The sequence below is a fragment of the Rhizorhabdus sp. genome, from assembly GCF_018006725.1.
Classification (GTDB): Bacteria; Pseudomonadota; Alphaproteobacteria; order Sphingomonadales; family Sphingomonadaceae; genus Rhizorhabdus.
In genome coordinates this window covers 1-9793 of the sequence record NZ_JAGMXV010000177.1, presented here as the reverse complement: position 1 = coordinate 9793, position 9793 = coordinate 1, and the positions used below count along the sequence as shown (strand labels likewise).

Genomic DNA, 9793 nt, shown 5'->3' with positions numbered 1-9793 from the left:
GCCCCAGCCGGCCCGCCGCCGACGACGACGCAGTCGAAGGTCATGCTGCCCTGGCCATTCTCGATATGGTGGCGTTCCGCTGGGGGCGAAGCGCGAGGCCTGCGGCGATGAAAAACAGCAGGGATTCTACGGCGAACACGGTCGTGAACGCATCAGGTATGGATCCCGTGAGCGCGCGTCCGACATCGATGCCCACGGCCCCCAGCATGCCGCCCAATCCGAACGCAATCGCCTGCGAAGCGCCCCACACCCCCATGCGGATGCCCTCGCGCCCTTTGGCGCTGCTGGCCAGCCCCATCATCGCCCCGATGGCGGCTACGGCGAACACGCCATTGGCGAAACCCAGCAAGGCGATATTGGCCGTCAAAGGCCAGCCCGATCCGGATCGCGCGCCGATCGCCAGCCCGATAAGAGCCCCTGCCGATGCGATGCAACCACCGGCGGTCCAAATCCGCAGCCCCTCCGGGCTCCGACCACCGAACGCGCCACCACCGAAACCTACAAGGATCATCCCCGCGAGAACCGCCGCATGCTGTACGCCCGACAATTTGGTCGACTGTCCCGGCGTGAAATCGAACAGCAATCCGGCGAAAGGCTCCAGGATCAGATCCTGCATCGAATAGGCCAGCATCGACAGAAAGACGAAGATGGTGAAGCGGCGCGCGGCACCATCGCTCCACATCTCGCGCAACGCGGGGCCGAAAGCGGGATCGGGACCTGACGCAGCGGGTTCTGGCGTTACCGGAGCCGGCTTACCTTCCACGCGCCACACCGCCGCGACTGCAATCAGAACTGCGGCCGTGACGACCCCGCCGGCCACCATCGCCAGCCGCGACAGCGAAAAGGGATCGATCAGCCCGCCGGCTATGCCGGCCGTGACGACGATGCCGGCGATCATCATGGTCCACGTCATCGACGCCGCCGCCGCCCGCCGTTCCGGCGCAACGCGCGTGGCGAGCAGCGCCAGCAGCGACGTACCCGCCGCCCCCACACCCGCTCCGATCAGGGAGAAGCCCAACAGGGCCAGCGCATATCCCCACACCGACCGTATCGCGAGCAGGCCGATTGCATTGACAGCCAGCAGCGTACCCGCCGCCAATGTAACCATTCCGAAGATGATCCAGGGCGTGCGCCGCCGCCCGCGATCCGAGCCATGCCCCCACACGGGGCGTGAGAGCTGAACCGCATAGTGCCACGCGACGAGCCCGGCCGGCAGGGCTGCCGGCAGCATATATTCGACGACCATGACGCGATTCAGCAGCGACGTCGCCAGCATGACGATGGCACCGATCGCACTCTGCACCAGCCCGAGGCGAATGATCCCGAGCCAGCCGAGCGGTTTCACAGCGCTATCACCCCACCGAGACCCAGCGCGGCCGCGAGCATGCCGAGCACATAGAGCGTCGTTCCCGTGGCATTATACCAGGGCGCATGGCGGCGAGGATCGGACAGCAGGCGCCGCATCAGCACCAGCTGCCCCCCAAGCAAGGCTGCAACGATGCCTGCGGACAGCATATGGTGCCAGCTTGCCAGCAGCAGCACCACGATTGCCTGCGGCACCGCCATTACCATGCACGCCAGCTGTGCGGCGCGCCCGACTCCCAGCACGACCGGGAGCGAGCGCAGGCCCGTCGCGCGATCGCCCTCGATCGCCTTGAAATCGTTGAGCGTCATGATGCCGTGAGCGCCTACGCTGTAGAGCGCCAGGATGATCAGCACATGCGTGGGCGGCAAGGCGCCGGCCATCACGCTCGCGCCGGTGAACCAGGTCAGTCCTTCATAGGTCAGCGCGACGACCGCCGGGCCCCAAATACCGCTGGTTTTGAAGCGAAATGGCGGCGCACTGTACCCCCAAGCGCAGGCCAGACCTAGGCAGGTTGCAGCGAAGATCCACGCGCCCGTCGCCCATGCCACCAGCATGGAGAGGATCGTGCCGATGCACGCGATCCACAGCCCCCACTGGCCCGCGATCCGCCCTGAAGGGATTGGCCGCTCCGGCTCATTGATCGCATCGACATGGCGATCGAACCAGTCGTTTACCGCCTGGCTCGTTCCGCAGACCAACGGTCCGGCCAGCATGATGCCGGCCAGAAGAAACGGCCAGCGATCGACGAGGGGCACCCCGGACGACACCACGCCGCAGAGGAAAGCCCACATCGGCGGAAACCAGGTTACCGGCTTGAGCAATTCCAGCACATCGCGCAGATCGGGGACCGGCGTCGCGATACGAGGAATCTTCGTGCGCTCCATATTCGGAACGCTAGAACTGACATGTGCAGGCGTCAAACCAAATTGACGCTCAGCAGATCAGTCGTGCCCGCCGACGAGATTGCCGAGCCGGTGACGATGCAGCTTCGAGTAGAGGCTCTGACGGCTGACGCCCAATATTTCGGCCGCCGAGGCGCGATTGTCCGACGTATAGGCAAGCGCCGCTTCGATACACAGCCGCTCGATCAGGTCCGTGGATTCGCGCACGATGTCTTTGAGCGGCATGCGGCCGACCAGCTCCGTCAGCTGCTCGACCGAACGCGGCGTGTCGCGCGGCACGGACGCCACCACATCGAGCCGGCGTGCGACCGCGCGGATCGTGAAGCCATAGCATTCGCTGTCGCCCATGGGCGCCACTACGCCAGCCAGTTCGACCTCCTCCTCACCGCCGGTCAGGCCGCGCAGGATCGTCGGGACATTGCGGACCCAGCCATGTTCGCGCAGCTGGCTCAAGATAAGATCGAGGTCGATCCCGGGCCGGCCGAGCCAGTTCCCCAGGTTCTGACCGGTCACGCGCTCCAGCGAAGGCATCTCGGCAAGTTCGACGAAGGCGGTGTTGGCCGCCAACACGCTCAGTTCCCGATCGACCAGCACGAAGGCGTCCGGCATCCGGTCGACCACCGCACCGAGCGCCGCATCATAGGGATGGTCGGACGTACCCCGATCGGCCATGGCGACGCGGACGAGCATCAGCGGAGAGCGTGCCTGCCGGAAGAGCCGCGCCGAAATCCGCGCTTCGCCGCGCGCCTTGGCGAGGCGGAGCGTCGCGGGCACCAGATCGTCGGTCGCTTCGGAGGCCCCGAGATAGGCGATGAAGTCGTCGCGGTCGCGCTGATCGACGATCGTCGCCAGGGCCTTGCCGACCAGCGCCCCCTCCGCCGCATCGAGCAGGCGGTGCGCTGCGGGGTTGGCCTCGCGGATGCGTCTGGTCGCAGCATCGGCAATCAGGACCGGCTCCGAAGACATGTCGAACAGCAGGCGATAGCGGGTTTCGATCTGGCGCAGTCGAATATAGTCACGTTCGAGCGACTGCTGGGTCTGAAGCAGACGCTGCTGCATCGCCGCCGCCTCTCGCATGTCGCGACCGACAGCGATCAAACGGTCCCCATCGCCCACGGCCATCGTCAGATAGCTGATCGGCACGTCGCCGCTGGCGGATGGGTGAGTGACCTGACGCCAGCGCGGAGCGGATTCCGCGACGGCGGCGTCCGACAACATTTCCTGGATTTTCGGCCGGCTCTCGATCGTCACCGTGTCGATCCATGCCTCGCCTATCAGCCCGGCAAAGCCGTAATTTGCGAGACCCGCCTGCGATACGGCAACGTCGAGAACGAGTCCCGTGCCCGACAATATGAAGGTCACGTCTCCCACGGCGGACATCAGCACAGCGGAGTCCGCTGCCGACAGGGGGCCCGGCATCATATCAGGCCGCGCAAAAGCGGTTTTCAGGGGCAGGGCGACAGGCGTGGTCATCGACGAGCGTCGCTTTCCAGAAAACAATATCAGCTACAAGCAGAAATATTCCCTTCGCGGACACGGACAAGATCCGCAGCCACTTTCAGGGCAAGCTTCGCGTCACGGGCGGTACCATCTGCTCCGACCCGCTGCGCGAGGTCGGGGTCGGTGGCGAACACCCTTCCCCCAACCATGATGCACAGACCGGGGTTCCGGGAAACGCTCCGCAGCGCAGAAATAATCGATGGAAGCGCGGCGATATGGGAGTCGCAACTGACCGTCAATCCGGCAAGGTCGAACCACTCGCCACTGATGCAGCGGAGGAGCTCGGGCGTCGCACAGTCCACCAGCAGGTCGGTCATCCAGCCATTATGGCGAAAGACCTCATCGATCATGATCGCGCCGAATGTGTGCTGATCCCCGGGTATCGCCGCGAACAGCGCGCGCCGTCCGCCGGCGGCGAGGCGGCGGTCGAACGGCATGCGCGCCGCGACCTCGCGAACGACCTCCTGCAGTCGCCAGAGCCCCATCGTGACATCGACGAAGTTACACCGGTCTTCTTCCCAATAGACGCCGAGCAGGCGCGCCGCCGGTGCGATCAGGTCGACCATCATCGTTTCGACCGAAACCCGCCGTGCGAGGATCGCATCGACATGTCTCAGGAGCGCATCGGCATTAACCTGCAATGCCAGACGCGCCAGCGTCTCGATATCACCGGCGACGGCCCTGCCTTCGGCGGAGTCGGGGGCGCCGACGGCATGCGCGATCATCAGCCGGGGAATGATCTCGTTCTCGATCAGGGTGGACAAGGAGCGATCACACGCCGCCGCGCTCGCTTCCGTCCGGAACTTGGCAAGTTGGAGAGCGTCAGGCGCAAGTCGCGACATTGACCGAGCGAGTTCGGTTGGAACGGCCTGAGGATCTCGAGGCGCTAACGACGCCATAGCCCGTCCCTCTCGCTGGTTGATGCCTCACGCAGGCAGTTGGTGGAACTGCGATCTGGCACCCCCACGACTCGGGACACTATGCCTGTTGGCGATGCGTAGCAACCTCGCAGTGAACGTTTGACAAAAAATGTCCAAAATATTGGACGTCATTTTAGTTTGACACATTTGGCCAGTTGGTCGTAGCTTGGCATCTCATTGGAGAAGGGCACGACGGGGCGATGCGGTCGAACGACGCATATTCCGCAAACGGAGGGGGAGCCGCTCCGCTTTACACGATCGAACAGCGCCAGCGGCGTGACTCGACGCGCTGGACACTCGTGCAGGGCATCCTCGCCCCTCTTCAGTTTCTCGTCTTCTTCGTCAGCCTGATGCTGATCCTGCGCTACCTCGTCACCGGCGAAGGGGCTCTCACGGCCACCGTCTCGATCGTCGTGAAGACGCTGCTGCTCTACGCGATCATGATCACCGGCTCGATCTGGGAAAAGGTCGTGTTCGGCAAATGGCTGTTCGTGCCCGCCTTCTTCTGGGAAGATGTGTTCAGCATGCTCGTCCTGGCGTTGCACACCGCCTATCTGGTGATGCTGATCGCGGGGCTCGGCAGCGAACGCGGGCTGATGCTGCTCGCGCTGGCCGCCTATGCGAGCTACGTCGTCAACGCCGCGCAATTCCTGCTGAAGCTCCGCGCAGCGCGCCTTAGCGCCCCGTCGCAAATGGCGCTCGAAGCATGACGCCTCCCCCGCCCTCCGCCGCGACGCTGGGATGCGATGCCGCCCCGGTGCTGCGCGAACGCGGACAGCGGGAAGTCTTCTGCGGGCTGACCGGAATCATCTGGCTGCACCGCAAGGTTCAGGACGCCTTCTTCCTCGTCGTCGGCTCGCGCACCTGTGCCCATCTGCTGCAATCGGCAGCGGGCGTGATGGTCTTCGCCGAGCCGCGCTTCGGTACCGCGATCATCGAGGAGCGCGACCTGGCGGGCCTCGCCGATTGCAACGAAGAGCTCGACCGCGTGGTCGACCGGCTGCTCACGCGCCGGCCCGACATCAAGCTGCTGTTCCTTGTCGGCTCCTGCCCGTCGGAGGTCATCAAACTCGACCTGTCGCGGGCCGCCGCACGCCTCTCGACCAAACATGCCGGCACCACCAAGATCCTGAACTATTCCGGCAGCGGCATCGAGACGACCTTCACCGAAGGCGAGGATGCCTGCCTCACCGCGCTGGTGGCCGATCTGCCCACCGACACGACAGGGGTATCGAGCCTGATGATCGTCGGCGCGCTGCCGGACGTGGTCGAGGATCAGTTCCTGCGCCTGTTCGCCGAGCTGGGCATCGCGCATGTCCACATGCTCCCCGCACGCCGTGCCGGAGCAATGCCGCCGGTCGGCCCCGATACGCGCTTCCTGCTGGCGCAGCCCTTCCTCGGCGAAACCGCCCGGGCGCTGGAGGATCGCGGTGCGACCCGGCTCGACGCGCTCTTCCCCTTCGGCGCGGAAGGGACGACCAGTTGGCTGCACGCCGCAGCGACCGCGTTCGGTGTGGACGAGATGCACTTCCGCCGCGTGATCGCGCCCGGACGCGAGCGCGCGAAGCGGGCCATCGAGCACAGCCAGGCACAACTCGCCGGCAAGCGCATAACCTTCCTCCCGGACTCGCAGCTGGAAGTGCCGCTGGCGCGCTTCCTCGCGACAGAGCTGGGCATGGAGCCGGTCGAAGTGGGCACGCCCTATCTCCACCGCCGCCACCTCGCACAGGAACTGGCGCTCCTGCCCAAAGGAACGCTCATCAGCGAAGGCCAGGACGTCGACCGTCAGCTCGACCGCGTTCGCGCCGCCCGGCCTGACCTGACGGTGTGCGGCCTCGGTCTCGCCAATCCGCTCGAGGCCGAGGGGCTGACGACGAAATGGGCGATCGAACTGGTCTTCTCGCCGATCCATGGCTTCGACCAGGCCGGCGATCTCGCTGAACTTTTCGCGCGCCCGCTGAGGCGTCGAGATGTGCTGAAGCTATGAACAGCCAACAGCCTCCTTTCGCTTCGGGCGACGTCCGGACGCGATCCCTGGTGGCTGATCGGCCTTGCTCGACGACGCTTGAGGCGAATGGGCTGGAGGACAGGCGATGCAACTGACCGTCTGGACCTATGAGGGCCCGCCCCATGTCGGCGCGATGCGGATCGCGACCGCGATGCAGGGGGTTCATTACGTCCTCCACGCGCCGCAGGGCGACACCTATGCCGACCTGCTGTTCACGATGATCGAGCGGCGCGGCAAGCGCCCGCCGGTCACCTACACCACCTTCCAGGCGCGCGACCTGGGCAAGGACACCGCCGAGCTGTTCCAGCAGGCGGCGCGCGATGCCTATGCGCGCTTCCAGCCACAGGCGATGCTGGTCGGCGCATCCTGCACCGCCGAGCTGATCCAGGACGATCCTTCGGGCCTGGCCGAGGCGATGCGCCTCCCCTGCCCCGTCGTGGCGCTCGAACTGCCGAGCTATCAGCGCAAGGAGAATTGGGGCGCGGCGGAGACCTTCTACCAGCTCGTGCGCCGGATGTGCGCAGGCGTCGCAAAAGCCCCCCGCCCGGACGGGGTCCGCCCGTCAGCCAATATCCTGGGCCCGACCGCGCTCGGCTTTCGCCACCGCGACGATGTGATCGAGATCAGCCGGCTGCTCGGCGTGCTCGGTATCGACGTGAATGTCGTGGCCCCGCTGGGTGCGACGCCCGCCGACCTCGCACGGCTGGCGCACGCGGACTTCAACATCTGCCTCTATCCCGAGATCGCGGATACCACCTGCCGCTGGCTCGAGCGCACCTATGGTCAGAAGACGGTACGGACCGTGCCGATCGGCTACGGCGCCACCCGCGACTTCATCGCCGAAGTCGCAGCCCTTGCCGGCATCGACCCCGCTGCAGCGCTCGACACGTCGAATATGCCCTGGTGGAGCCGCTCGGTCGACTCGACCTATCTGACCGGCAAGCGCGTCTTCATCTTCGGCGATGCGACCCACGCCATCGCCGCAGCCCGCGTGGCGCGCGACGAACTCGGCTTCGAGGTCGTCGGGCTCGGCTGCTATAATCGCGAATTCGCGCGCGACCTGCGCGAGGCCGCGGCGCGCTACGGCGTCGAACCGCTGATCACCGACGATTATCTCGCCGTCGAGGACGCGATCCAGGCCCTCCAGCCCGAACTCGTGCTCGGCACGCAGATGGAGCGGCACATCGCCAAGCGGCTGCGCATTCCCTGCGCGGTGATCTCCGCGCCGGTCCACGTTCAGGATTTCCCCGCGCGCTATAGCCCGCAAATGGGGTTCGAGGGCGCGAACGTGCTGTTCGACACCTGGGTCCATCCGCTGGTGATGGGGCTGGAGGAGCATCTGCTGACGATGTTCCGGGACGATTTCGAATTTTCCGATGCGCACGGCGCGAGCCACCTTGGCCATGGCGCCCCTGCGGCTTCCGTGCCCGAGCCGCGCGCCGAAGCCGTGCCGGAGGCATCGATGGAGACCAAGGGTGGCTGGGCTGCCGAGGCCGAGCGCGAACTGATGAAGATCCCCTTCTTCGTGCGCGGCAAAGCGCGGCGGAACACCGAGAAATTCGCCGCCGAACGTGGCCTCGCCACGATCACCCTCGACACGCTCTACGATGCGAAGGCGCATTATGCCCGCTAATAGCGCACATCCCCGCCAGGCCGCTCTCCGGGTCGTGATCGTCACGCTCGACAATCATCTGTCGGGCGCCGCCGAGCGCGCAGCGGCGCGGTTCGCCGCAGACGGGGCCGACATCACGATCGGCTTCCATGCTGCCGCCGATTGGGACCGCGATCCGACCCGCCTTACCGCTTGCCTCGCCGACATCGCGCGCGGCGACATCATCATCGCATCGATGCTGTTCCTCGACGATCATATCCGGGCGGTTCTGCCCGCACTCGAGGCGCGGCGCGAGGCCTGCGCGGCAATGGTCGGCCTGATGTCGGGCAGCGAGATCGTCAGGCTGACGCGGCTGGGCGACTATCGCATGGACAGGCCCGCCAAGGGGCCGCTCGCGCTGCTCAAGCGGCTGCGCGGGTCGTCCAAGTCGGGCGGGTCGTCGGGCGCGGGGCAGATGAAGATGCTGCGCCGCCTGCCCAAGATGCTGCGCTTCATTCCCGGCACAGCGCAGGACGTCCGTGCCTATTTCCTGACGCTGCAATATTGGCTCGCCGGATCGGACGACAATGTCGTCGGCATGGTCCGCGCACTGGCCCATCGCTATGCCGGCCACGCGACGCGCGCCGAAAGCCCGCGCGATTATCCTGATGTCGGACTGTACCACCCCCGACTCGCCGAACGGATGACCGACCGGATCGAGGCGCTCCCCACGGCGAAGCGAACCACCGGCACGGTCGGCCTGCTGATGCTGCGCTCCTACCTGCTCAGCCGCGACACAGGCCATTATGACGGCGTCATCGCAGCGATGGAAGCGCGTGGGCTGCGGGTGATCCCCGCCTTCGCAGGCGGACTCGACTCCCGCCCGGCGATCGAGCGGTTCTTCATGGTCGGCGGGCGCGCGACGGTCGATGCGGTCGTATCGCTGACCGGCTTCAGCCTTGTCGGCGGCCCCGCCTATAACGATGCAGCCGCAGCGGAAGCGATGTTGGCCGAACTCGACGTTCCTTATGTCGCGGCGCATCCGATCGAGTTCCAGTCGCTCCAGCAATGGGGTGCCAGCCGCCAGGGATTGCTGCCGATCGAGGCCACCATGATGGTCGCGATTCCCGAGATCGACGGCGCGATCCTGCCCAGCGTGTTCGGCGGGCGCGCGGACGGATCGGGCGAGCCCTGCACCGGCTGCGGGCGCGGCTGCACTTTCCCCGCTGCGGCGCTGACGCGCGAGATGCAATCCTGCCCCGAACGTGCCGAGGCGCTGGCGGACAAGGTCGCGAAGCTGGCCGCACTGCGTCGCTCGGAGCGGGCGGCGCGCAAGCTCGCGATCGTGCTGTTCAACTTCCCGCCCAATGCCGGAGCGACTGTCAACGGCGGAGCAAAAGTCGGCCATTCGGCGGCGTAAAACCAGGCCATCGTGTTACATGCCGGGGGGAGTGGCGTGAGGGCGTAGCCCGAGGGCCACTCCCCCCGGCATTGGTGTAATTTTCA

General features: G+C 66.2%; 8 protein-coding genes. 4 read left to right on the top strand and 4 right to left on the bottom strand.

Annotated features, from left to right (window positions below):
- Positions 1–40: 40 nt before the first annotated feature.
- The 4 genes from KAY22_RS19935 to KAY22_RS19920 form a co-directional block, all read right to left on the bottom strand.
- Positions 41–1345, bottom strand: coding sequence for a BCD family MFS transporter (locus tag KAY22_RS19935; protein ID WP_296625003.1), 1305 nt, complete (start codon positions 1343–1345; stop codon positions 41–43).
- Positions 1342–2250, bottom strand: a complete 909-nt coding sequence (chlG, locus tag KAY22_RS19930) for a chlorophyll synthase ChlG (protein ID WP_296625002.1) — start codon at positions 2248–2250, stop codon at positions 1342–1344. The genes KAY22_RS19935 and chlG overlap by 4 nt, the downstream gene beginning before the upstream one ends.
- A 57-nt stretch (positions 2251–2307) precedes the next feature.
- Positions 2308–3648 (bottom strand): transcriptional regulator PpsR, encoded by a 1341-nt coding sequence (gene ppsR / locus KAY22_RS19925; protein ID WP_296625004.1) that lies wholly within the window; start codon positions 3646–3648, stop codon positions 2308–2310.
- Positions 3649–3770: 122 nt separating this feature from the next.
- Positions 3771–4532 carry a B12-binding domain-containing protein gene (locus KAY22_RS19920; protein WP_296625001.1) on the bottom strand — a complete coding sequence of 254 codons (762 nt, stop codon included), beginning with the start codon at positions 4530–4532 and terminating at the stop codon, positions 3771–3773.
- 356 nt (positions 4533–4888) lie between these two features.
- Here KAY22_RS19920 and bchF point away from each other — a divergent pair, with 356 nt between their 5' ends.
- The 4 genes from bchF to KAY22_RS19900 all read left to right on the top strand — a co-directional run bounded on the left by bchF (position 4889) and on the right by KAY22_RS19900 (position 9707).
- Complete coding sequence (gene bchF / locus KAY22_RS19915; protein WP_296625000.1) at positions 4889–5398, top strand: 2-vinyl bacteriochlorophyllide hydratase; 510 nt, start codon at positions 4889–4891, stop codon at positions 5396–5398.
- Entirely contained in the window at positions 5395–6675 is a 1281-nt protein-coding gene (locus KAY22_RS19910; protein WP_296624999.1) for a ferredoxin:protochlorophyllide reductase (ATP-dependent) subunit N, read from the top strand. Before bchF ends, KAY22_RS19910 begins: the two co-directional genes overlap by 4 nt.
- Before the next feature lie 106 nt (positions 6676–6781).
- On the top strand, positions 6782–8329 hold the full coding sequence (gene bchB / locus KAY22_RS19905; RefSeq protein WP_296624998.1) for a ferredoxin:protochlorophyllide reductase (ATP-dependent) subunit B: 1548 nt from the start codon (positions 6782–6784) through the stop codon (positions 8327–8329).
- The gene (locus KAY22_RS19900; protein WP_366514114.1) at positions 8319–9707 is read left to right on the top strand and encodes a cobaltochelatase subunit CobN; all 1389 of its coding nucleotides are present in this window, start codon (positions 8319–8321) and stop codon (positions 9705–9707) included. The genes bchB and KAY22_RS19900 overlap by 11 nt, the downstream gene beginning before the upstream one ends.
- Positions 9708–9793: the final 86 nt, after the last annotated feature.

Coding starts and splice junctions, on each gene's coding strand:
- chlG (WP_296625002.1), bottom strand. CDS start 2,250: ATGGAGCGCACGAAGATTCCTCGTATCGCGACGCCGGTCCCCGATCTG.
- ppsR (WP_296625004.1), bottom strand. CDS start 3,648: ATGTCCGCCGTGGGAGACGTGACCTTCATATTGTCGGGCACGGGACTC.
- bchF (WP_296625000.1), top strand. CDS start 4,889: ATGCGGTCGAACGACGCATATTCCGCAAACGGAGGGGGAGCCGCTCCG.
- KAY22_RS19910 (WP_296624999.1), top strand. CDS start 5,395: ATGACGCCTCCCCCGCCCTCCGCCGCGACGCTGGGATGCGATGCCGCC.
- bchB (WP_296624998.1), top strand. CDS start 6,782: ATGCAACTGACCGTCTGGACCTATGAGGGCCCGCCCCATGTCGGCGCG.
- KAY22_RS19900 (WP_366514114.1), top strand. CDS start 8,319: ATGCCCGCTAATAGCGCACATCCCCGCCAGGCCGCTCTCCGGGTCGTG.